This is a genomic window from Pseudomonas sp. MS646, from assembly GCF_036693845.1.
GTDB lineage: Bacteria > Pseudomonadota > Gammaproteobacteria > Pseudomonadales > Pseudomonadaceae > Aquipseudomonas > Aquipseudomonas chlororaphis_E.
In genome coordinates this window covers 207,906-231,340 of sequence record NZ_CP144763.1, presented here as the reverse complement: position 1 = coordinate 231,340, position 23,435 = coordinate 207,906, and the positions used below count along the sequence as shown (strand labels likewise).

18 protein-coding genes are annotated in these 23,435 nt (G+C 64.1%); 1 reads left to right on the top strand and 17 read right to left on the bottom strand.

Features of this window, described 5'->3' with window-relative positions:
- Positions 1–39 precede the first annotated feature (39 nt).
- Genes V3H56_RS00960 through V3H56_RS00945 form a run of 4 tightly spaced genes read right to left on the bottom strand, consistent with a single transcriptional unit; the run spans position 40 to position 4,734 of the window.
- A complete protein-coding gene (locus V3H56_RS00960; protein ID WP_042732400.1) occupies positions 40–531 on the bottom strand; it encodes a GNAT family N-acetyltransferase in 492 nt (163 codons plus the stop codon).
- 9 nt (positions 532–540) lie between these two features.
- Positions 541–2,637 (bottom strand): biotin/lipoyl-binding protein, encoded by a 2,097-nt coding sequence (locus V3H56_RS00955; protein ID WP_338474106.1) that lies wholly within the window; start codon positions 2,635–2,637, stop codon positions 541–543.
- 1 nt (position 2,638) lies between these two features.
- Entirely contained in the window at positions 2,639–3,958 is a 1,320-nt protein-coding gene (locus V3H56_RS00950) for an HlyD family efflux transporter periplasmic adaptor subunit (RefSeq protein ID WP_338474105.1), read from the bottom strand.
- A complete protein-coding gene (locus V3H56_RS00945; RefSeq protein ID WP_042729566.1) occupies positions 3,955–4,734 on the bottom strand; it encodes an efflux RND transporter periplasmic adaptor subunit in 780 nt (259 codons plus the stop codon). Before V3H56_RS00945 ends, V3H56_RS00950 begins: the two co-directional genes overlap by 4 nt.
- A gap of 439 nt (positions 4,735–5,173) precedes the next feature.
- Between V3H56_RS00945 and V3H56_RS00940 the strand changes: the two genes are divergently transcribed.
- Positions 5,174–5,863, top strand: a complete 690-nt coding sequence (locus V3H56_RS00940) for an NYN domain-containing protein (RefSeq protein WP_123578495.1) — start codon at positions 5,174–5,176, stop codon at positions 5,861–5,863.
- On the opposite strand, the gene V3H56_RS00935 is transcribed toward V3H56_RS00940, so the two are convergent.
- The 13 genes from V3H56_RS00935 to V3H56_RS00875 all read right to left on the bottom strand — a co-directional run bounded on the left by V3H56_RS00935 (position 5,844) and on the right by V3H56_RS00875 (position 23,213).
- Complete coding sequence (locus V3H56_RS00935) at positions 5,844–7,337, bottom strand: efflux transporter outer membrane subunit (protein ID WP_338474104.1); 1,494 nt, start codon at positions 7,335–7,337, stop codon at positions 5,844–5,846. The genes V3H56_RS00940 and V3H56_RS00935 overlap by 20 nt on opposite strands.
- Positions 7,334–8,404, bottom strand: a complete 1,071-nt coding sequence (locus V3H56_RS00930; RefSeq protein ID WP_338474767.1) for an HlyD family secretion protein — start codon at positions 8,402–8,404, stop codon at positions 7,334–7,336. Before V3H56_RS00930 ends, V3H56_RS00935 begins: the two co-directional genes overlap by 4 nt.
- 15 nt (positions 8,405–8,419) lie before the next feature.
- The gene (locus V3H56_RS00925) at positions 8,420–9,943 is read right to left on the bottom strand and encodes an MFS transporter (RefSeq protein WP_338474103.1); all 1,524 of its coding nucleotides are present in this window, start codon (positions 9,941–9,943) and stop codon (positions 8,420–8,422) included.
- A gap of 139 nt (positions 9,944–10,082) precedes the next feature.
- Positions 10,083–11,003: a LysR family transcriptional regulator gene (locus V3H56_RS00920; protein WP_123578492.1), complete on the bottom strand. Its 921-nt coding sequence runs from the start codon at positions 11,001–11,003 to the stop codon at positions 10,083–10,085.
- A gap of 50 nt (positions 11,004–11,053) precedes the next feature.
- Positions 11,054–13,528, bottom strand: coding sequence for an alpha/beta hydrolase (locus V3H56_RS00915; RefSeq protein ID WP_047736246.1), 2,475 nt, complete (start codon positions 13,526–13,528; stop codon positions 11,054–11,056).
- Positions 13,521–13,997: a hypothetical protein gene (locus V3H56_RS00910; protein WP_042729573.1), complete on the bottom strand. Its 477-nt coding sequence runs from the start codon at positions 13,995–13,997 to the stop codon at positions 13,521–13,523. Before V3H56_RS00910 ends, V3H56_RS00915 begins: the two co-directional genes overlap by 8 nt.
- A 149-nt stretch (positions 13,998–14,146) precedes the next feature.
- Entirely contained in the window at positions 14,147–15,013 is an 867-nt protein-coding gene (locus tag V3H56_RS00905; RefSeq protein WP_042729574.1) for an ABC transporter permease, read from the bottom strand.
- A gap of 11 nt (positions 15,014–15,024) precedes the next feature.
- Positions 15,025–15,885, bottom strand: coding sequence for an ABC transporter ATP-binding protein (locus V3H56_RS00900; protein ID WP_047739454.1), 861 nt, complete (start codon positions 15,883–15,885; stop codon positions 15,025–15,027).
- A gap of 5 nt (positions 15,886–15,890) precedes the next feature.
- Positions 15,891–16,916: an ABC transporter substrate-binding protein gene (locus tag V3H56_RS00895; RefSeq protein ID WP_047736247.1), complete on the bottom strand. Its 1,026-nt coding sequence runs from the start codon at positions 16,914–16,916 to the stop codon at positions 15,891–15,893.
- Positions 16,917–16,953: 37 nt separating this feature from the next.
- Entirely contained in the window at positions 16,954–17,865 is a 912-nt protein-coding gene (locus V3H56_RS00890) for a TauD/TfdA family dioxygenase (protein ID WP_047736248.1), read from the bottom strand.
- Positions 17,866–18,313: 448 nt separating this feature from the next.
- Positions 18,314–19,681: an HlyD family type I secretion periplasmic adaptor subunit gene (locus tag V3H56_RS00885; protein ID WP_042729577.1), complete on the bottom strand. Its 1,368-nt coding sequence runs from the start codon at positions 19,679–19,681 to the stop codon at positions 18,314–18,316.
- Complete coding sequence (locus tag V3H56_RS00880; protein ID WP_338474102.1) at positions 19,671–21,827, bottom strand: type I secretion system permease/ATPase; 2,157 nt, start codon at positions 21,825–21,827, stop codon at positions 19,671–19,673. The genes V3H56_RS00885 and V3H56_RS00880 overlap by 11 nt, the downstream gene beginning before the upstream one ends.
- Before the next feature lie 36 nt (positions 21,828–21,863).
- Positions 21,864–23,213, bottom strand: coding sequence for a TolC family outer membrane protein (locus V3H56_RS00875; protein ID WP_047736250.1), 1,350 nt, complete (start codon positions 23,211–23,213; stop codon positions 21,864–21,866).
- Positions 23,214–23,435 lie beyond the last annotated feature (222 nt).

Genomic DNA, 23,435 nt, shown 5'->3' with positions numbered 1-23,435 from the left:
TCGCGAGCAAGCCCGATCCCACAGAAGTCGGTGTTTTTGTCAGTCGCCTTTCGGATACCACACCAGCCGCTCAGCCGCCGGGCTGCGCTCTTGCACCTCGAAGCCCAGCGCCAGGTAGTGCCGCCGGGCATGGGGGTTGCTGGTCCAGACCACGGTGGCCACCGGGCAGCGGATGTGTTGCGCGGCTTTCTGCACCCCTTGCAGCACCGTCCTGCCGTAACCCTGCCCCCGCGCCTGGGGGATGAAGGCCAGGTACAGCACGCGGATTTCATTCGGGCCGAAATCCGTGCTCAGGGCGCCGATGGCGGTGCCGAGCTTCTCCACCACGTAATGCATGGCATTGGGAAAGTTCTCCCCCAGGCCCTGTTCCTGCACCTGGAACTGCTGGGCGATCACCTGCTGCACTTGCTCGTGCTCGCCGTCGATCCATTGCAAATCCGGACGCGCCGCCTGGTAAAGACGCTGCAGAAACGGACCATCGCTGACCCGCGATGGCCGCACCACCAATCCGTCTGCCGCCACTGAATTCATGTTCGCTCCTTAAAATCCGCTTTCCCTCACACCCAGCGCCGCCAACCGGCGCCAAGCCGCTCCCAGCACCGACTCGCCATGCCCCTGCAACACCACCACGCCACGCAGCGGTTGCAGCGGCGCAACCCCGTCCTCGACCGCGCTCAAGCGCACGCCGTACTGGGCCTGCACTGGCTCGGCCCGCTGCTGCGAATCACGGCGCACCGCAATCGGTCCGTGATGATCGGAGGTCAGCGCCTGCTGCTCGACCCAGGCCACGCCATTGGTGTCGATCTCATCCAGTTGCACGGCAATTGAAGGGTGCATCGGATCGTCGGCAATGAACCGCCCCGTGGCACCGGCACTGACTCGCCACAGCTCGGCCTCGGTCAGGTACCCACGCAGGCGAGAATCGGTCTGCACCACCCGCGCCAGCGGCTGCGTGGGCGACAGCCAGCGCCCCACCGAAAGTTGCGGCAGCAGGTCGCGCACCTGGCCGGCATGAGGCGCACGCAGCAACAGGCGCTCGCGCTGGGCGACCAGGCCCCGGTACTCCGCCACCGCTTCGGCCAACTGCTGCTCGACGATGCCGGCATCGGCGGCGGTCTCGCTGCGTCCGGCCTGACGACGCATCTGCAACTGCTGGATCTCGATTTCCCGACGCACGATGACCAGGCGCGAAGCCATGTCCGGCGACTCCAGTTCAATCAGCACGTCGCCTTGGGCCACGGTCTGGCCGTCGCGCACATTCACCTGTTTGACCCGCGCCGCCACCGGCGCATACAACGCACTGGCGCGCCCGGCTTCGAGCATCGCCGGCACCTCCACGGCGCTGCGCCAGGGCAGCAGCAACGCCAGCACCAGCGCGAGCAAGACCAGGCCGCTCAATAGCACCCGCGGCCCGTGGGCCTGTTCACGGCGACTCCACCATTGCCGCCACTCATTCACGATGGGCATAAAAATGAACCAGACCAATTCCACCATCATCAGGAAAATGCCCAGCACCTTGAAAAACAGGTGATAGACCGCCAGGGCAATGCCGAAAAACAACGCCGCCCGCCATAACCACGAGCCATATCCCCAGACCAGCAAGCGACGGCGCATCTTCGGCGACCAGGGTTCCGGGGCCGCCACGCCATAGCCAAACAAGGCTTCGCGCAAGCGCCAGCGACACAGGGCGAATGCACGCCCCTGGAGGTTATCCACCGCCCAGAAATCACTGAGCAGGAAATACCCGTCGAAGCGCATGAAGGGATTCAAGTTGATCACCAGCGTGGTGATCCAGGTGGCGCTGGCCAACATGAACGCGGCGGTGCGTGCCGGCCCGTCGGGCAACAGCGACCAGGCCAGCAGGGCGATGCACGCCAGCAGCAATTCGGCCAATACGCCACCGGCGCCGATCAACAACCGCGCCCGCCGGTCATTGATCCGCCAGGCGTCGCTGACATCGGTATAGAACATCGGCAACAGCACCATGAACGCCACGCCCATGCTCTGCACCCGACAACCGGCGCGCTTGGCCATGAACGCATGGCCGAACTCATGGCACAGCTTGGCAAAAAACAACGCCGCGCCGAACGCCAATGCGCCGCCCAGGCTGAACAGGTGCGGAAAGGTCGCCAGGAACCGCTGCCAATCGCGCGACACCAGGAAAATGCCCAGCCCCAGGGTCAGCGGCAGCCCATAACGCAAGAGCTTGGGCCCAAAGCGTGCCAGCCAGGGCCAGGCACGATTGAGGAAGGCGTCCGGGCGCCACAGCGGAATCCGGAAAAACAGGTATTGGTGCAGCAGCACCTGCCACAGGCTCTGGCGCCGGGCCGCTGTCTTGAACAGGTAGCTGTCGCGCTGTTGCGGGTCCATCGCGCTGATCAGATCATGGCCCCGCAGAAAACCCAGCAACTGTTCCAGCGACTCACCGTTGAGGGGCAGGCCCGGCTCGCGATTCGCCGCTTGCAGCACCCGCTCCGGGTCGCCCAGGGACCAATGCCGCAACATGCGCATCGCCGCCGCACCCAGCTTGAAATAACGCCCACGCACCGGGTCGGCCAGGGTCCATTGCGGAGAACCGTCGGGGTCTGGAGCCGCCGGGGACAATTGCAAGTCTGGCCGCAGGCTCGGCAGGTCCATGCTACAGGCCTACGCTCTGGCGCAGCCCGGCCAGTGGTCGACGCAACAGGTACAAGGCCAACGGGGCGCGTTCGCCAAAGACCTTGGCCGTACCCCGCAGGCCGATGCGCGGCGCCGTGGCGTCGAAGCGCGCATCCAGTCGGTAAGCCAGTTGGCCGCCCGCCGTGGGCTGCGCTTCATAGGCCGAACGCTCGAGCCAGGCCAGGTGCCGCTGCAACGGATCGCTGTCGAGAAACAGCGCCACTTGTGCGCCGGGCTCCAAGGCAATCGCATCGCCCACCGCCAGCTCGATGCGCAACTCGGCCTGGTTCGGATCGGCAATTTCCATCAGCCGCTCGCCGGTCTGCACCGGCTTGCCGAGCCAGCGCTCGGCATCGGCAAACACGGCAATACCGTCGCGCTCGGCACGTACCTCGCTGCGCTTGAGCAGCTCCATCGCATAGTTGCGTTCGGCCCGTTTCTGTTCGACACGGGCGGCCAACAGGTCCACCTTGGAACTGGACTCTGCATCGGCAAACGAGCGCTGGGAATTGGCCTTGAGCTCCGCTTCGGCCACCCCCAATGCTCGCTCGGCCACGTCGGCCTGGGCCTTGAGGCTGGTGCTTTCGAAACGCAACAACAGGTCGCCATTCTTCACGGCCTGGTTGGGCTTGACCATGAACTCGGCGATCACGCCGTCCAACGGTGCCGCCTTCACTTGTCCGCCCAGCGGCACCACTTCGGCCGGGGCCAGGACCGATTGGCGCACCGGGATCAGCAGGCCCAGCAACAGCACCGCGACCAGCGCCACCTGGCGCTTGCGCGTCCAGCGCAGGCGCCACGGCTTGCGCGGTTGCAAGGCCAGCCAGGCATGGCTGTAGGTGTCGCCCAGTTGCGACAAGAGCACTTGTTCAGACGGGGTCCACGGCAAGTCGCGGGCCAGCCACAAGCCGCCGAACACCTGGCCCTGATGATCGACCAACGGCAGCCAGAACACCTGCCCGGCCGACAGGCTGCGCCAATCCGCGCGGATGGATTCACTGACACCGTCGGCGGCGATCACCCGGGCCTGGTTCAGTAGCCCCTGCTTGAACAACTGGGCCACCGCCTGCTCGACGAATGCCACGAACGGCGCGTTGGGCTCCACGGCACTGACGCCCGTCACCGCGTGCACCTTGCCGGCAATCAAGAGCGCGGCATGGCGAAACCCGAACAGCGCTTGGCCGTCATTGACCAGGCTGTAGCTTAACTGCGCCGGGGTACGGGCAGCCCGCGTCTGGCGCTCAAGGTCGAGAAAGCGGGCGAACACCTGCTCGGTGCTGCCCGTTATCGGCGCGTTCACTTGGGCTCCGCAAAACGCGCCGTACCGCTCATGCCGGACAATAAGCCGCTGGCATCCGGCACGCTCGCCACCAACAGCAAGGTCTGGCTGCCCTCGTCGATGCGCGCGCCCAGGCGCTTGACCGTGGCCTGCAACGGCTTGCCGGTTTCATCGGGAATGAAGGTGAACGGCTGGCCGGGCTTGAGCCGGTCCATCCAGCGCGAAGGCACCAGCAGATGGATTTCCAGGGTGCGGTTGTCGACCACATCCAGCAACGGCGCGCCGGCCGCCACGCTTTCATAACGCTGGACCTTGCGCGTCACCACCTGGCCGTCGAACGGCGCGATGACACTGCAACGCTTGACCTGTACCTGGTACACCTGGGACTGCGCCTGCGCCTCGCTGACCCGGGCCTCGGCCCGCGACACTTCGAAACGCCCGACCGACTTCAATGCCTCCAGTTGCCGGTTATGCGCCAACTCTTCGTTGGCCCCACGGCTGGCCGCCTGGGCCGCATTGAGCTGGGCCTGATAGGCCGAGCAATCGAACCGCGCCAGGGTATCGCCCTTCTTGAACGACTCGCCCTCACTGAATGGCAACTCGACAATACGCCCGGCCAATTCACTCGCCAGCACCGCCTGATCCCGCGCCCGAAGCACCCCACGCGCCTCATTGCCAGCCGGTGCACTGGCCGCCGCGTTGCTCTCGAGCAACGGATCGCCTGCATCAGGCGTCTGCGCCTGAACGCCGCACGCTACAAAGGTCAATCCCACAACCCAACTACTCAAACGCCGCATGACCGTTTTACTCCCTGACGGATGGGCGGAGTCTAGAAGAAATCTCTGGTTTCAAAAAGGCTGGAGTTGGGGATAAAAGGTGCCGGCTTTTTTACTGACACCGGCAGGTATCAAACCCCACAAGGATTTAGGCAGATACACTCCTCAAAATCAGCCAGGCAGGATGGACTACTCAAATCATCAGCCACTGTCACTTACACGGAAAAGCCCTGAAATACACTTAGCCAAATCGGTTCAAAAACGCCTTGCCCTCAAGCCATAAAAGCACACAACTCTCAAACCGCCGGTGCCGCAGCTTTCCTATCCACGGTTGACGCACGAACACCCTGGGATTAGGATTCGTCCACTGCTCAACCTCGTACGCAGCGATTAAATTCGCTGGCCGTTGGGGTGAAAACACCGGCTTCGGCCGGTTTTTTCGTTTCTGGGGATTGAGCTTGTGCGTACCGCTTTTTTTGTTGACGGCTATAACGTTTTTTATGGGCTGCTCGCCGGTACGCCCTATAAATGGCTGAACCTTACGCAGCTACTGATACACATAGCCCGCGTCGAGAATCCACACAGTTCATTTTCTTCACTCGACTACTTCACGTCCTCCGTCAAACCGGAACTGGCAACGCGTGGAATCGTATCCAAAGAGGCTCAGGACGCTTATGTCCGCGCATTAAAGGCCAATCAGGTTACTGTCCACTATGGACGTCACCAGCTCGAGCGTGCCAACGCCCCCCGCTTCGTCAGCAAAAAGATCAGTGCTTCACGCCAAGACACCGTTGCTATCTGGAAGCTTGAAGAAAAGGAAACCGATGTCCACATCGCAATCAGCATGTATCGCACGGCATCCAGACAAAAAGCACTGCCCGAGCACCAGCGTATCGAACAGCTTGTGCTGGTATCGGGCGACACTGATATGGCGCCCGCACTGCGAGCTATTCGAGAAGACTTTCCCCATTTGAGAGTCGGCGTCGTGCTTCCCTACCGAACCGGCTCCAAGCGCCTTGCGCCAGGCTCCTTGAGAGAACACGCCCACTGGATGCGCCGCGTCGTCACTTGCGATGAGCTTCAATCCCACCAGTTCCCCGACCGGGTCCCCACGCGCAAGGCGCCGGCCATCAAGCCGGATTATTGGTAGCGCCCGCCGGGTACACCGACTCCCATCCCCCACCCAGCGCCTTGTACAACCCGACCATCGCCAACGACACGCCCGTGGCGCTTTCCACCAGTTGCTCCTGGGTGGCCAACAGCGCGCCCTGGACCGTGAGCACGGTGACGAAGTCCACCACGCCTTCCACGTATTGCTGTTGCGCGGTGCGCAAGGCGATCTGGTTCTGGCGCACGGCCTCGGCGAGGCTGTCGCGACGCAGTTGACTGGCGTTGTAGGCGCTCAGTTGGTCATCGATTTCATGCCAGGCCTTGAGCACGGTCTGCTGGTAGGCGACCGCCGCTTCCTGTTGCTGGGCCTCGCGCAACTGCAGCATGCCGCGCAGGCGTCCACCGTCGAACAACGGCAGGTTGAACTGCGGGCCGATGCCGAACGCACGGGAGCCCCAGGAACCGAAATCACTGAGTTGTATGGCTTGGGAGCCCAGGTTGCCCGACAAGGTGATGCGCGGGTAGAAATCGCCCTTGGCCACGCCAATGCTTGCGGTGGCGGCATGCAGCCGGGCCTCGGCCTGGCGGATGTCCGGGCGCCGCTCAGCCAACTGGGAGGGCAGGCCGATGGCGACCTGGCGAGGCGCCTGGGGCACCGGTGCGTCGGCGGCGAGTTCGGCCTGCAACGCTTGCGGAGGCTGGCCCATCAACAGGCTGAGGGCATTGATCAGTTGAGCTTGGCGCTGCTGCAACGTCGGCAGCCGCGCTTCGATGGCCGCGACCTGGGCCGCCGCTTCGGCCACGTCCAGATCCGTGGCGACCCCATCGGCCAGGCGCAATTGGGTGAGCTTCAGGCTGTGGCGGGCCACGTCGAGGTTCTGCTCGGTGACCGCCCGGGTGCTCTGCACACCCCGCAGTTGCAGGTAGTCGTGAGCCGTTTCGGCGAGTACCGCCAACAGCACACCGCGACGGTCGTCCCGCGCGACCTCCAGGTTGGCATCCGCCGCTTCGGCCTCACGCCGTACCCGGCCCCACACATCCAGCTCCCACGCCGCGGAAAAGCCCGCGTCCCACAGGTTGAAAGCCGAATCGCCGTTGTGGCCCGACGGGTCATTGAGCCCTTCACCGCTGTTGCGTTTACGGCCATAACTGCCGGTGGCGGCGGTGTTGGGGTACTGCGCCGAGGTGATGACCTGGCGGGCCGCGCGACTCTGCTGCAAGCGACTGCCGGCAAGTTTCAGGTCGAGGTTATCGGCCACGGCACGACGGGTTAGCGCCGACAGCACCGGGTCATCGAAGACCTCCCACCAACGCTCGCTCATGTCCGTGGTGACCACCTGGCTGGCAGCGGCGTTGGCCGGCGTTGCCCATTGAGACGGCGAGGGTGCCACGGGGCGCTGGAAGTCCGGGCCGACAGTGCAGGCGCATAGCGCCGATGCCACACAGACCAGCAGGCCTGTGTGGCGAGGGAGCTTGCTCCCTCGCCACAGGGCGACTAAGGGGCTCGATTTCATCGCTGCGCCACCTCCCGCCCATCACCCTCCGAACGGGCGGTATCGATACTCGCTTCCACCGACATGCCCACCCGCAACCGCTGCGCCAGCGGCTGGTCCGGGTCCAGGACAATCTTTACCGGGATGCGCTGGACCACCTTGGTGAAGTTGCCGGTGGCGTTGTCCGGCTTGACCGCCGCGAACGTCACGCCGGTCGCCGGGGCAATGCTCTGCACACGGCCCAGCAACGCTTGCCCGCCGAAGCTGTCGACCCGCACGCTCACCCGCTGGCCCGGCTGCACATCGGTGAGCTGGGTTTCCTGGAAGTTGCCCACCACATAGGCCTGGGCCAGCGGCACCACCGCCAACAGCTTGCTGCCCGGCGTCACGTAGGCACCGACCCGCACCGCGCGTTCGCCGACCATGCCGTCCTGGGGCGCCACGATGCGGGTGTACGACAGTTCAAAACTGGCGATTTCCAACGCCGCCTGGGCGCGTTTCAACCCACCTTCGGCGGCGTCACGCTGGGCCGTGAGAATCTCCACCTGCTTGCGCTCGGCCGCCAACACCGCCGTGGCACTCGCCAACTGCGCGGTGGCCTGGTCGATCCGGGTCTGGGCCTGTTGGGCGTTCTGCACGGTACCGGCCCCTACGCCGGCCAGGTGTTGATAACGATTGCGCTCATGTTCGGCAAAGGCCATCTGCGCCTTGGCCGCGACCACATTGGCCTGGGCCTGGGCAATCACCGACGCCTGGCGCTCCAGTGTCGCCCGCGCGTTTTCCAGCTGGGCGCGGGCAACCAGGGTCTGCGCGTCGGCGGCCTGGGCGGCGGCGTGCAAGTCGCGGTCGTCGATCAGGGCCAACAGTTGCCCGGCCTTGACTTGCTGGTTGTCTTCCACCAGCACTTCCTTGATGAAACCGGCAACGCGCGGCACCACCAGGGTGTAGTCCGCCGAAACAAAGGCATCGTTGGTGCTCTGCTGCACGCGTTTACCGAACAGTCCCGGTGCCAGCAGATAGGTCAGCCCGCCGAGCACGAGGGTTGCCGCGAGGGTCAGGGCTATGGGCTTTTTCAATTGATTCATGATGGAAACCTTCAGGGTTCAGCGCGGCGCACGAGGCGGATAGATCCGCGTCGGTAACCAGAAAATAAGCAGGATCAGGGCGAGCGCGACGCCCGCCATGCACAGGTAAAGATCGGAAGAGGTCAGCACCACCGCCTGCTGGTGCAGGCGATGGGCAAGCCCGGCGCTGTCGTTGTCCACCAACGGGGCGTTGCCGAGGCTGTCCACCAGCATCGTCGAATGAAAATGCAGGCGTGCGGTGGTCAACGCGTCCAACACGCCCGTGGCGATCACCGCCGCCAGGCCCTTGACCGTGTTGAACCACGCCGAAGCGAACGGGCCTTCGAGGGGGGAAATACTCCCGGTGGACAGCATCAACAGCGGCAGCACCGCCATGGGCTGGCCGAAGATCTGCAACAGTTGCAAGACGTAGAAGTCATCGCGGATCCAGGCCGACGTCAGTTGCGACCCCCCCAGGCAGGACAGTGCCAACAGGCCCAGGCCCAGCCCCAACACCCAGCGGCAATCGACCCAGCGAAGATTGCACAGCGCCGCCACCAACGGCAGTGCGAGCAACTGCGGCAGCGCCATCAACAACATCACCGGAGCGGTCTGGACCGGGCGATAGCCCTGGACCTGGGCCAGGTAGCTGGACGGAATGATGATCACCGCCAGCAGCACCACCAACACACCCGCCAGGGTCATCAGGGCGAAGGCCAGGTTGCGGATGCCGAGCATCTGCAACTTGAAGAACGGCACCGGCTGCGACCACTCGTTGACCAGGAACAGCACCAGCAACACCAGCCCGCCGCCGAGCAAGGTGCAGATCAGGCTCGACTCGAACCAGTCGAGCCGGTTGCCCTGCAGGATGCCGATCACCAACATGCAGATCGCCGGAAAACCCAGTAGCAGGCCTCGCCAGTTGAATTGCTTGAGGCGCTCCAGGCGCGGCGGGTCCTGGGGCAAACCATAGGCCACCGCGGCCATGGCAATCAGGCAAGGCACGATGATCTGCCAGAAGGTCCATTGCCAGCCGAGGTACTCGGTCCACAGGCCGGCCAGGGGCGTGCCCAGGCCAGGGCCGAACGTGGCAGTCAGGGCGTAGCCGGCCAGGCCGTAGAGCTTCACGCCCGGCGGCAGAAAGCGCAGGGCGACGGTCATCAGCATGGGTGGCAATGCACCTCCGGCCAGCCCTTGCAGGGTGCGCATCACCAGCAGGCTTTCGTAGTCCGGCGCAAACGGGCACAGCGCACCCAGCAGGGTGAACAGGCTGATGGCCCACAGCGTGAAACGGCGCAGCGAGAAGGTCACCGAGCACCAGGGCGCGAAGGCCATGGCGGCCACTGAGGTCGCGGCGTAGCACGCCACCACCCAGGTGCCTTCGTCATACCCGATGGCCATGGCCCCGCGGATATCGGCCAGGGCCACTTTGGTGACCATCTCGTTCAGCCCCGACACCAGCACCGCCAGCAACACGCCCACCAGGCCGATGACGATCCTCGGGCCGAACGCCGGCGGCGCGGCCGCTGCCGTCGGTAGCGCCGTGGTTGTGAGGGATGTCATTGGGGGTTAACACTCCAGTGAGAAATACCGGAGCAGTTTAAAAAGCCGCAGTGCTGACAAAAAGTGACTTATTGGCAGTTTATAAGTGCGTTTAACGCAGCAATTGAAACCCTCTGCCACCAAAGCCAAAGTCTGGCGATCAACCCGTCTGCGCTTCCAGCCAGGTCTCGTCGCAACAGGCCTTGAGGGTTTCGCGCAGCCAGCGGTGGGCCGGGTCGTTGTCGTAGCGCGGGTGCCAGGCCTGGGTCAGCATGAGCGTGGGCAACGGGACCGGTAGCGTGAAGGAGCGCAGGTGCAGCCCCAGGCGCCTGACGCTCAGCAACGCTTCCTTGGGCACCGGCAGGATCAGGTCCGAATCGGGCAAGGCGAACATGGCCGCATGAAAGCTCGGCGCGATGACCGCCACCCGTCGCTCCAGCCCCAACGCGTTGAGCGCGGTGTCGATGGGGCCGCGAGCAATGCCGCGGCGGGAGGTGCTGATGTGGGAAAACCCGGCGAACCGTTCGGCGGTGATCTCGCCGTTGAGCAAGGGATGGTCCTCGCGCACCAGGCCCACGAAGTGGGTGGAAAACAGGTTCTGCACCTTTACTTCCGGCATCACTGGCCGGGTGTTGCTGATGCTCAGGTCGATCCGCCCCTCACGCAGCGCCTCATCATCGCCGTCGCCTTCCGGGACATAGCGCAGCTCGCAATGCGGGGCCTTGCGTTCGAGGGTGTCGAACAACTTGCCGCCATAGACGCCGACGAAGAAGTCGTTGGCCCGGACATTGAAACGCCGCCGCAAGGTGCTCAGGTCAACCGCATCGGCCGAACGGAAGACCAGCGCCGCCTGCTCCACCACGTCGCGCACCTGTTCGCGCAGGGCCTGGGCCTTGGGTGTCGGCACCAGTCCACGGCCTGCGCGCACCAGGATCGGGTCACCCACGGCCTCGCGGATTCGCGTCAAGGTACGGCTCATGGCGGCAGGGCTCAGGTTCATCCGTCGCGCCGCACCGACCACGCTGCCCTCGTCGAGCAGGGCATCGAGGGCGACCAGCAGGTTCATGTCCGGGAGTTGCATGCTGAGCACTCGTGACAGATCAACATTGATCCAGACGCAATGCTAGCAGATCACCCCCCGGCCGCTGGCGACTTGTCCAACAAGGTCAACTCACCGTCGCGGTACACCACCTCCCGCCCGAGCCACGTGGCATCCACCTGAGGCAGTACCGCCGAAGGCTTGCGCAGTTCGCGCAACAAGGTCGAACCGTGGGACAGGCGACCGCCCATGCGCGCGATCACGGCCCGGGCACGCTGATAGTGCGCGTGGCGACCGGGGTCCAGGGTGTCTTCCAGCAGGATGTCCGCGCCCAGGATGCCTTGTGCCTGGCCCGGGTAGATCAAGAAGCCCGCTGCCTGCTCGGTGCCCTCGCGACCGTCCTGCCAAAAACTGCCGTCACGACTGCGAATGTCCGGGTGCGGCGCGAACCAATGGGCGCGGTCAGCCAGCGGCATGGCGTGGTGCAGGCGAAAGAACATTCGCATCAGGTTGTCGCGGTACCATTCGCGCACTTGCAGATAGTAGCCACGCAACCCCGGCAGCCCCGCCGAATGCGCCAGGCGTACGGGCAGGGACCAATGGGGAAAGGCTTGCAAGGGCAGCTCGGTCGGGGCCGGACGCGGCGTGGCCGGGTCGGTTTCCCAGGGCAACCGATGCGGGGCGGACTCGAGGTTGTCATAGGCGGTGGGTGGCCGGCCGAGCCAGGCGCCACCGCTGCTAGCCAATGCCGTGGCGATGCACAGGTTGCCCTGCACCACGAACACATAGAAGCGGGTGAACCAATCGGCCAGTGACTGACCTCCGGCGCCCTGCCCGGCCAGTTGCGCAAGCTCATGATCGAAACGGCGCAAACCGGCTTCGAGCGTCAACAGGTGCCCACGGGCCACGTGCTGCATGCGCAGGAACAACGGCAGTGATCGGACCAGGCGCACCGGTCGCCAGGACAACCGCGGGGTCGCCCCGCCGACCTCCCCCGCGTAGCTGCTGGAACGGATGCCCCAGTCGGCGAGCCGGGCGAGAAACAAGTCGTTGTTGATGTACGACGCGCCGCCAAACACGGCCGTGAAAGGCTCGTTGTCTTGCAACACCCGTGCATCCCAACGCGCCATGATCGCCGGGATGCTTGCCGCCGCACGACGCTGGGCATACTCCACCAACACGCTGGGTTGGGGCGGCAGAATTTCGGCGATGTTGGCCGCGGTCAGGTGTCGACGCCAGCCGTAATCACTGATCGGGCGGTACTGCAACAGCCAGAGTTGCTGGCCGTCCCAGGCCCATTCGATGTCACCGGGCACGTAGTGGAAAACCCGCAGCACACCTTGCAGGAAGCGCCACAACAGGTCGGCGTCAAGACCGTGGGTGGGCTCGAACGCACCGCAGTTCCAGGCCGCTCCCAGGCGAGAAATGACTGCGCGCCGGGGGCTCACCTGACCATCGGCCAACGACTCGAGGTGCCCCTCGACCCACTCCAGCTCGACCGCCAGGTGACGCACGAAAGCGATTCCGGACAGCTGCGGCGTGATGAAGCGTTGCACCACCACTTCCTCGACGCCCATCGCCGTCAACTCAGCGATGCGCCCCGGCACCTGGCTCGCCGGCTCGCGCAGGAACGTACTGCTCAGGCCGGCGTTCGCCGCATCGGCTTGATCCTCGCCATAACTGGACGAGCGGACCGCCCACGTGGCGTGCGCTTGGCTGGCCAGAAACGCCGGCAGGCGCGGGTCGTGGCACTCATTGAGGGTCAGCGCCGGCGGCACCGCTTGCCCGGCCAACGCAGCCAGGCGCAAACGCCCGCCCTTGGTGTGCGCGACAAACCCACGCGCGCCCGACTCCAGCCACGCGGCGAACTCGGCCGGCGCGTCGATCCAGGGGTAATGGCCCCAGCCTGGCTTCAGGCTGATGGTCAGGTCGGCGCGGGCGAGAATCGCCGACCAGGCCGCCGCCTGCTCGACACCCAGCATGTTGTCCTGGTCGCCCCAGACCAACTCGACCGGGTCGGTGATCCATTCCAGCAGCGGCAACGCGGTGTCCGCCCGCACCAGGTCCCAGTGCGGCACGAAGGCACGGCAGCGGGCGTAGCCAGCGCCCATGCGTAGGTATTGCGCAGGCGTCCAGGGCCGGTTGGAGAATTTGCGTGCAAACAGCGTCGGTTTGTTCGCCAGCAACCAATGGATGGTTTTGCGCACCGGCAATGGCGACATCAGTGCCGGCAGGCGCCGTTGCCACAGGAACGCCCCCACCGGCGCCAGCAATACGCTGCGCTGGAAGTGCCCGGGCTGACGTTGCAAGGCGTGCAGCACCAACAACGCATTCACCCCGACCGCGGTGATCGCGCTGCCCCTGGCCGTCATCGCCAACAAAGCCTCGGCGTAGGCGGCCAGGTCTTCGCAGGGCGCCTGTGGGTTGTCACCGAAACCGGGCAACTCCAGCGGCACCACCTGGTAGTGCGCAAAATGCGGGAGCACGTCATCCCACCAATCGGCGGCGCTACCGTTACCCGCCAGCAGGTACATCAACGGTTTGCCTGCGGATGCCAGATCAACCATGGCGGGCCTCCCGGGCTGCACAGCCGTTGCCGTCGTGGCGATAGAGCCAGAGCAACGGCGGCAGCAGCAGGAGCAATGCCACGCCATCGAGCCACAGGTGCGACCACATCCGCGCCTGGGCGGAGATCAACATGTCCTGGGGTGCCCAGAGCAGGATGCCGGCGATGATCCAGCCCCAGGGCGCGGCGCGTTTCATGCGATGGCCGATGTGCACCAGGGCGAGCATGTACAGGGCATAGCTCTGCAACGTCGCGCCGAACAACGCCAGCCACCAGACCTGCTGCGCCCTGGCCGCCGCAGGCGCCGCGTCGGAGGCCCAGAACGCTTGTTCGAGAGTGAGCAGATAGTCATCGAACACGCCCGAATGCCCGGCCCAACTCAGCATGAAACCGGCGAGCAGATGCAACAGCGCCAAGGCATACAGCCAGGCGATCAGGGCTTTGCGAAGAGTGTGGCGAGGGCTTGGCATTCCGTGTCCCGAAGGCGTGCTTGAGGGCTGCAAGTCTAAAGGAAAAGGCCGGGGCTTTACCCGGCCGACGGGGGCGGCCGATAAATAAACCTGTGCGAAGGCGGTCGCCCAAGCCCGGAATGCTTACCCGAACAGCTCGCCAGCACCGCTCAACGCTGCATCCCCCAACGCTTGACCGTCACCCGTTCCAAGCTGTCGAAGACCAGGTTTTCCACCAGCAAGCCGATCAGGATCACCACCGCCAGCCCGGCGAAGACCTTGTCGGTGTACAGCTCGTTGCGGTTCTGGAAGATGTACCAGCCCAGGCCGCCCTTGCCGCTGGTGGCGCCGAACACCAGTTCGGCGGCGATCAGCGTGCGCCAGGCGAAGGCCCAGCCGATCTTCAACCCGGCGAGGATCGACGGCAGCGCCGCCGGAATCAGGATGAACAGCACGAAGCGCAGACCCTTGAGCCCATAGTTGCGCCCGGCCATGCGCAAGGTGTCGGACACCCCGAGAAAGCCTGCGTACATGTTCACCGCCAACGCCCACAGCACCGAGTGCACCAGGACGAAAATCAGGCTGTTCTGCCCCAGGCCAAACCACAGCAACGCCAACGGCAACAGGGCAATGGCCGGCAGCGGGTTGAACATCGACGTCAACGTACTGAGCAGGTCGCGGCCCAGTTGAGTCGACACCGCCAGGGTGGTCAGGCCGAACGCCAAGACAATGCCCAGCAGATAGCCCTTGAGCAGTACCACCAGGGAAATCCAGACCTTGCCCAGCAGCTCGCCGCTGACCAGGCCCCCGTACAGCGCGCTGGCGGTTTGCAGGAACCCCGGCAGCAGCAGGTCGTTGTTCTGGTAGCGGGCCACGCTTTCCCAGAGCACCGCCAGCAACAGCAAAATCAGGCTTTTGCGCAACCACCCCTGCTGCCAGAGGCGCTGCCTCAACGGCAAGGCCCGCTCCAGCGGGATGTGGGTCAAGGGTTGCAGGTCGACTTCGTATTCTTCGCGCACAGGCGATAGATGGTTCATGGACGCTTCCCTCAGTACGCGATGCGAATGTCGGCGAAATCCAGCTCACGCTCGGTCTGCGGCGACTGGCCCGGTTCGAACAACAGCGAGTGGATCCGCCGCGCCGTGTGCTGGAACGCCCCACCCCCGAGGCTGTGCAGGTCGTACTGATGGCTGTGGATTTCTGCCCGTACGCGGCCCGGATGGGGCGACAACAACAGGATCCGGTTGCCCACCACCAGCGCTTCCTCGATCGAATGCGTAACGAACAGCAGGGTGAAACGCACCTCCTCCCAGAGCAGCAGCAATTCTTCCTGCATCTTGCGTCGGGTCAGGGCATCGAGGGCGGCGAAGGGCTCGTCCATCAGCAGGATTTTCGGTTGCATCGCCAATGCCCGGGCAATGGCGACCCGGGCTTTCATGCCCCCGGACAACGTATGTGGGTAGGCATCAGCGAATGCCGCCAGCCCGACCTTGTCCAGATAGTGCAACGCTCGCTCCTCGGCCTCGCGGCGCTTGAGGGTGTGGGACGCCAGCAACGCGAACATCACGTTCTGCTTGACGGTTCTCCACGGCGGCAACTGGTCGAACTCCTGGAACACCACGATTCGATCCGGCCCCGGAGCGCTGACGCGCTGGCCCTGCAAGCGAATCTCGCCCTCGCAAGGCGCGATGAAGCCGCCAACGGCCTTGAGCAGCGTGGACTTGCCGCAACCGGACGGGCCGAGCAGGACAAACCGGTCCGCCGGATCGACCTCGAAACTCACCTGGTGCGTCGCCCGCACCACCCGTTGCGGCGTGCGGTATTCGAGGCTGACGCTGTCCACCGAGAGCAATGCCGCGTCGGTGCGACTGAGGTTGCTGGCCGCGTGGCCTTGCAGGGGGGCGTTCATGACCATCAACTCCCTTGCAACGGCTGGGCGTCCTGGAAGAAGTAGTCTTCCCACGACGCCGGTTTGTGCTTGATCGCGCCGACACGGTAGAGGAACTCCGCCAGCGGGTAGGTGTTCTTCGGCGTGACAGTGAACTCGATCTGCGGATTCTCGATGATCTTCAGCAACGTGGCCCGGTCGATCTTGGCCTGGGTGACGCGCAGATACGTATCCGCCGCCCCCTCTTTATCCTTCTGGGCGAACGCCGCCGCTTCCGTCAGGGCCTGGATAAACGCCTTGTAGGTCTTGGGGTTTTCATCGCGGAATTTTTCCGTGGCGAACAGCACGGTGGGCGAGTTCGGCCCGAGCACATCATAGGAATTGAGCACCACGTGAACATTGGGGTTCTGCAGGGCCTGGTCCTGGAACGGCGGGTTGGAGAAGTGCCCGGTCAATTCCGTCCCGCCGGCAATCAGCGCCGCCGTGGCGTCCGGGTGCGGCACGGCCAGGGTGTACTTGTCGAGGCGATTGAACTCCTTGTCGCCCCATTGCTTGGCGGCGGCGTATTGCAGGAAGCGCGACTGCACCGACACCCCCACCGCCGGCACCGCGATGCGGTCGTGCTCGGTGAAGTCGGCGATGGTCTTGACCTTGGGGTTGTTGCTCAACAGGTAATAGGGAAAGTTGCCCAGCGAAGCCACGGCCTTGACGTTCTGCTTGCCGCGCGTGCGGTCCCAGATCGTCAGCAGCGGCCCGACGCCAGCCCCGGCGATGTCGATGGAGCCCGACAGCAACGCGTCGTTGACCGCCGCGCCGCCGGACAACTGGGTCCAATCGACCTTGATGTCGAGGCCTTCCTGCTTGCCGTACTTCTCGATCAACTGCTGATCGCGGACCACGTTCAGCAGCAGGTAAACGATGCCGAACTGCTCGGCGATGCGAATCTCGCCCTCGGCCTGGGCGCTGGCGGGCGCCACCAGGCTGCCGGCCAGCAGGCTGAAACCCAGGCCGATGGCGGCGGCCAGCGGTGCAAAGGCAATGCGTTTGGACATGGTGATTCTCCGGGCTGTTTGCGCGAGGCGCGGCCGATCAGAAAGGGGCATCGCCCTGGATGGTGGTGCGGTACAACTTGCGACGCAGATGGCTCGGGCAACCGGCGGCCAGATGAATCAGCGAACGGTTGTCCCAGAACACCAGGTCATGGGGCTGCCATTGGTGGCGATAGATGTTCTGGGGCCGCACGCTGTGGGCATACAGTTCGGCCAGCAGCGCGGCGCTTTCATCCTCCGGCAGGCCGACGATACGGGTGGTGAAGCCCTCGCTGACGAACAACGCCTTGCGCCCGGTTTCCGGGTGGGTGCGCACGATGGGGTGCACCACTTCGGCGACCTGGGCCAGTTGTTCCGGGGTGAGCGTCGGGCGCCAGTTGCCTTCGAACTTGCTCTCGCTGTAGCGCGCCGTGTAGGAGTGCGCCGCCGAACGGCCTTCCACGGCCTTGCGCAAGGCCTCGGGCAAGCCCTCCCAGGCTTTGTGCATGTCGGCGAACAACGTGTCGCCGCCCTCGCTCGGCAATTCCTGGGCATGCAGCATCGAGCCCAGGCTGGGCAGTTCTTTATAAGAGAGGTCGGAATGCCAGAACTTGCCGGCATCGCCGAGGCCGATGGATTGGCCGTTTTCGATGATGTTGGAGACGATCAGGATTTCCGGGTGCCCGGCCAGTAAAAACTGCTTGAGCACATGGATCTGCAGCACGCCAAAGCGACGGCTGAAGGCGATGTGTTGTTCGGGGGTGATGTGCTGGTCGCGAAACACCACCACGTGGTGATCCAGGTGGGCGCGATGGATGCGGGCAAAGTCGCGGTCGTTGAGCGGCCGGGACAGGTCCAGGCCGACGATTTCGGCCCCGACGCTGTCGCCGAACGGGCGGATATCGAAGGCCTGCGGCGCGATGTCGGCGGCACTTGAAGCAAGGTGATCCGGAGAATAGGAAACGGCTGGCATACATCACTCCCACGCACAGCGCGCTTCAATGGCGCGCGTCGATCAAAACTCACGGCGTTGCCGTGTCGGTTCGTGTCGTGCGGCGCGCCGATTGGTCGGCAGGTACGCAGGGGAGTGACTTTATAGCTATAAGAATTGAAATTTAAATACCGTTAACGAATAACGATATGGAGTTTTGGTAGGGGTCTGGTGGGGCGGGAAGCTCCCTTTCCACAGGACGTCAGTGTGCAAGCCGTGGCGAGGGAGCTTGCTCCCGCTGGGGCGCGCAGCGGCCCTGAACAGCGATGAGCGCTTCGCACTCAAGCGGGAGCAAGCTCCCTCGCCACAAGAGCCTCAAGCTCTCAGCTCTCAGCTCTCAGCTCTCAGCTCTCAGCTCTCAGCTCTCAAGCCTCAAGCCTCAAGCCTCAAGCCTCAAGCCTCAAGCCTCAAGTCGCTAGGGTCAGGGCGTCTATCGCTCGTGCAACGCCTCGGCCCGGGCCTTGATGATGGGCTTGAGCAGGTAGCTGAGCACGGTTTTCTTGCCGGTGATGATGTCCACCGAGGCCACCATGCCGGGGATGATCAGCAGGGGCTTTTCATCGGTGCCCAGGTGGCTGCGTTCGGTGCGCAGCTTGATGATGTAGTAGGTGGTTTTCTTGTCTTCATCGGTGATGGTGTCGGCACCGATCTGTTCCAGCTTGGCTTTCAGGCCGCCGTAGATGGTGTAGTCGTAGGCGGTGAATTTCACCGTGGCGTCCTGGCCGGGGTGCAGGAAGGCGATGTCCTGGGGACGGATTTTCGCTTCCACCAGGATGGTGTCGTCCAGCGGCACGATTTCCACCAGGTCGCTGCCGGGCTGGATCACCCCACCGATGGTGTTCACCAGCATCTTGTTGACGATGCCCCGCACAGGCGAGGTGACCAGGGTCCGACTGACCCGGTCCTCCAGTGCCTTGCCGGTGGCCTGGGCCTTGTTCAGGTCGGTGCGCGCCTCGTTGAGCTGGGTCAGGGCCTCACTGCGGAATTTGCCGCGGGTTTCGTCGATCTTGCGCTGCACTTCCTTGATCGCCGATTCGGCACGGGGGATCGCCAGCGTCGTCGCGTCCAGTTGCCCACGGGTTTCGACTTCCGCACGCTTGAGCCGCAGCACTTCCACCGGGGAGACCGCGCCCTGGGCCACCAGCGGCTCGGACATGTTGATTTCCTGGCGTTGCAGCGCCAGGCCGGAGCGGTACTGGGCCTGCTTGGACACGAACTCGCGCAGCTCCTGTTGGCGCTGGACCAGCTGTTCCTGCAAGCCGCCGATCTCGTCGTGCAACTGTTGGCGCCGGCTGATGTACAGCGACTCCTCGCTGGCGGCCTGGCCGGGCACGGCCTTGAGCACATCGGCCGGGAAATTCAGCGGTCGGTCGTCGACTTCGGCGCTCAAGCGCTCGACCCGCAGCAGCATGGACAAGCGATCGGCCTCGGTTTCCCCGACGTTGGAGACAAACCGTGTGTCATCCAGGCGAATCAACGGCGCGCCGGCCTCGACGATCTGCCCTTCCTTGACGAACAGCTCGGCGACGATACCGCCCTCCAGGTTCTGGATTTTCTGGATCTTGGACGACGGAATCGCCTTGCCGTCGCCCTTGGTCACCTCGTCGAGCACGGCGAAGTTGGCCCACACCATCAGGAACACGAAGAAGCCGATGATCCCCCAGATCGTCAGGCGCACCACCCGCGGGGCGTCTTCGATCAGGGCCTTGTTGACCTCCGGCAGAGGCTGGCCCTGCAACGACGCCGAGCCTTTGAAGTAACGGCCGACAGACTCCTTGAAACCCGATTTAAGCAACACTGATCTGCCCCTTCTTCAACGCTTCCATCACGACCGCTTTCGGGCCGTCGGCCAGGATCTGCCCGCGGTCGATCACCAACAGGCGATCCACCAGCGACAGCAGCGATGCCCGGTGCGTGACCAGCAGCACCGTCTTGTTTTCCACCACGGCGGCCAGACGCTGCTTGAGGCGTTCTTCACCGGTGTTGTCCATGGCACTGGTGGGTTCGTCCAACAGCAGGATGGGCGGGTTGAGCAGCAACGCCCGAGCCAGGGCGACGTTCTGGCGCTGGCCGCCGGACAGGTTCTGCCCGCGCTCCCCCACTTGCAGCTCGTAGCCCTGCGGATGCAGGCGCGCGAACTCGTGCACGCCCGCCAGCTCGGCGGCCTGCAGCACCAGCTCGTCTTCCACGTAGCGGGCGCCGGAGGTCAGGTTGTCACGCAGGGTGCCGGCCAATAACTGGATGTCCTGGGGCACGTAGCCGACGTTGTAGCGCAGCTCACTGACGTCGATCTGGCGGATGTCCACGCCGTCCACCAGCAACGCGCCGGCATCGGGCTGGTACAGGCCCACCAGCAACTTCGCCAGGGAACTCTTGCCCGAGCCGCTGCGGCCGATGATGCCGATCTTCTCGCCGGGCTTGATCACCAGGTTGATGTTCTTCAGCGCCGGGTTCTGCTGGTTCGGGTAGGTGAAGTCCAGTTGGCGGCATTCGATGGCGCCCTGCAGGACCTTGCGGCTCAGCGGCCGCTCTTCGAAATTGCGCTCCTGGGGCAGCTCCATCATCTGGTCGACCGAGGTCATGGTGACCCGCGCCTGCTGGTAGCGGGTCAGCAGGCCCGACAACGACGCCAGCGGGCTGAGGGCGCGGCCGCTGAGCATGTAGCAGGCGATCAGGCCGCCCATGCTCAGGTTGCCGGCGATGATCTGGTAGACGCCGAAGATGATCATGATCACACCGGCCAGTTGCTGGATCAGCAAGGTGATGTTCATCGCCAGGCCGGACAGCATCTTCACCCGCAGTTCGAGGCGGCTCAGGGTTCCGATGGTCTGTTCCCACTGGTACTGGCGCTCGCTCTCGGCGTTGTTGACCTTCACGGCGTCCAGGCCGGCCAGGGTTTCGATCAGGCTGGACTGACGCTCGGCGCCCAGGGCCATGGTCCGCTCCATGGTCGCCACCAGCGGCTTCTGCAACGCATAGCCGATCAACAGGGCAATCGGGAACGCCAGCACCGGGATCCACACCAGGTGCCCGCCGAGAATCGCAATGACCAGGAAGATCAGCAGGGTGAACGGCAAATCGATCAGGCTGGTCAGCGTCAGCGAGGCCAAGAAGTCCCGCAGGCTCTGGAACTCATGGATATTCTGGGCAAAGCTGCCGACGCGCGCCGGGCGGTATTTCATGGCCATGCCGACGATGCGCTCGAACAGCGTGGCCGAGATGATCAGGTCGGTTTTCTTGCCGGCCAGGTCCAGGCATAAACTGCGCAGCATCTTGAGGATCAGGTCGAACAGATAGGCGCCGGTGATACCCACGGCCAGTACCCACAGGGTCGATTCGGCCTGGTTCGGCACGACGCGGTCGTAGACGTTCATCACGAACAGCGGCGCGGCCATGGCAATGATGTTGATCAGCAGGCTGGCGGCGATAGCATCGGCGTACAGCCAGCGGGATCGCTTGAGGGTGTCGCGAAACCAGGAGCGTGCCCGAGGGATCAGCGTGCCGTGGTTCACGTCAAATTTATGTTGCGGCTGCGCGAAGAAGACCTTGCCGCTGTAGTCGTCCGCCAGCAGTTCGCGGTTGATGGTCACTTCGCCGCCATCGCTTTCGCTGAGCAGCAAGCGCGCCTGGTCATCACCGACCCAGCCCAGCAGCACGGCACTTCGACCGTCCTTGAGCAACAACAGGGCCGGCATGGCAATGGTCGGAATCTGGTCGAGCTCGCGTTGCAGCACCCGTCCTTGCAAACCGGCACGGGCCGCCGCGCGCGACAATAATTCGACGCTCAAGCGCTGCTTGGGCAACGGCAAGCCGGTGGTGAGCATCGCCGCGCTGGCCGGCTTCTGGTGCAGCATGCAAAGCGCCAGCAGACCGTCCAGCAACGGGTCATCGTGCAGCGTGCGCGGATCATGGCTGAGTTCGACTCGACTGACTTCTGATTCCACGCTCGGCACTCTTGCTGGTTAAAACGGATGGGGAGCTTAATTCATCCCAGGCAACTGGACCTTGGGTTTCACGTCGTTCTGCACAACCGATGCCAACGGCGCGACGACCCCCTGACTTTTGAGCAACTGGCCCATGGTCGCCTTGATCCGGTACTGGGTGAACAGCTGCACGTTCTTGATTTCCACCAGGCGCCGGGAGGCGGTGAACAGCTCGTTTTCGCTGTCGAGCAAGTCGAGCAGGGTCCGCTCGCCGAGGCTGAACTGCTTCTGGTAGGCGGTGCGCACGCTGGTGCTGCGGTCCACGTACTGCTGGGCGATCGGCACCTGGGCATTGGCGTTGTTCATGGCGTTCCAGGCCAGGCCCAACTCTTCGTTGAGCTGGCGCAGGGCGTTGTTGCGGATGTCCAAGGCCTGGTTGGACAGGTACGACTTGGATTCCAGGTCAGCCTTGTTGCTGCCGCCGGCATACAGGTTGAAGCGCATGCGCAGCATGGCCTGCCATTCATTGTTGTGGCCGTTCTGGCCGTCCAGGTCGTTGTCGGCGGTGCGGCCCAGCTCAGCGTCGAAGCGAGGGTAGAAGCTCGACTTGGCGGCTTCGTACTGCTTCTCGGTGGCAACGATGTCCGCCTCGGCCGAACGCAGCACCGGGCTGTTTTCCAACATCTGATTGCGGGCTTCGTTGAGGTTGGCCGGCAGCAGCGCCATAAAATCGGCGGGGCGTTCCAGTTGGTCGGGCAGTTGGCCCACGGCGCTGAGGTAGTTGGTCTCGGCGTCGGCCAGGTTGGTCTGCTCGGTGATCAGGTTGTTGCGGGCCTGGGCCATGCGCGCTTCCGCCTGGTCGAGGTCGGCGCCACTGCCTACGCCACGGCTGGTGCGCAGCTTGATCTGGTCGAAGATGCGCTCATGGCTCTTGAGGTTTTCCTCGGCCAGGCGCACGAATTCGCGGCGGGTCAGCACGTCCAGGTACACCTGGGCGACGGTCAGACCGGTGCGCTCGGAGGTGTCCAGCAGCGAATACGCGCGGGCGTTGACGGTGGCTTGTTGACGCCCCACTTCGCTGGACGTCGCAAAACCGTCAAAAACCATTTGCGTCAGGCGCAGGCTCGACTCGCTACGGTTCAGGGTTTCCCAGTGATTGTTGCTGCCCGAGCGGGTGGTGACGCTGTCGGTGCCTTCGCGACCGTACCCGGCTGCAAGGTCCACTCTAGGCAGGTAGCCGCCCTTGGCCGCCTTGAGTTGATAGTCCGCCGCAAGGCGACTGTTAACGCCAGCCTGAATTTCAGGATGAACATCCAGCGCCTGTTGCATGGCCTGCGGCAAGGTTTGTGCTTGTACGAAACTGGCGGCGAGGGCGAAGGGTAAAGCCTTGAACAGAGGCGAACGCATGGTGGGATTTTTCCTGAAACTCTTGTCGTGGATCACAGCGAAACGTGGCGCTGCATCGGATGATGGCAACCGGAATGACCGTATGTCGGAAAGTTCGAAACAGGAAACGAATCGTGCACCGAATTAACAGGTCGCCGCTTAAATATCAATGTGACATTACCGAAGCGATTGTTTAGGATGGCCGGCATAAGGTCAATAGTTTGGCATAAACAAAAAGCTCGA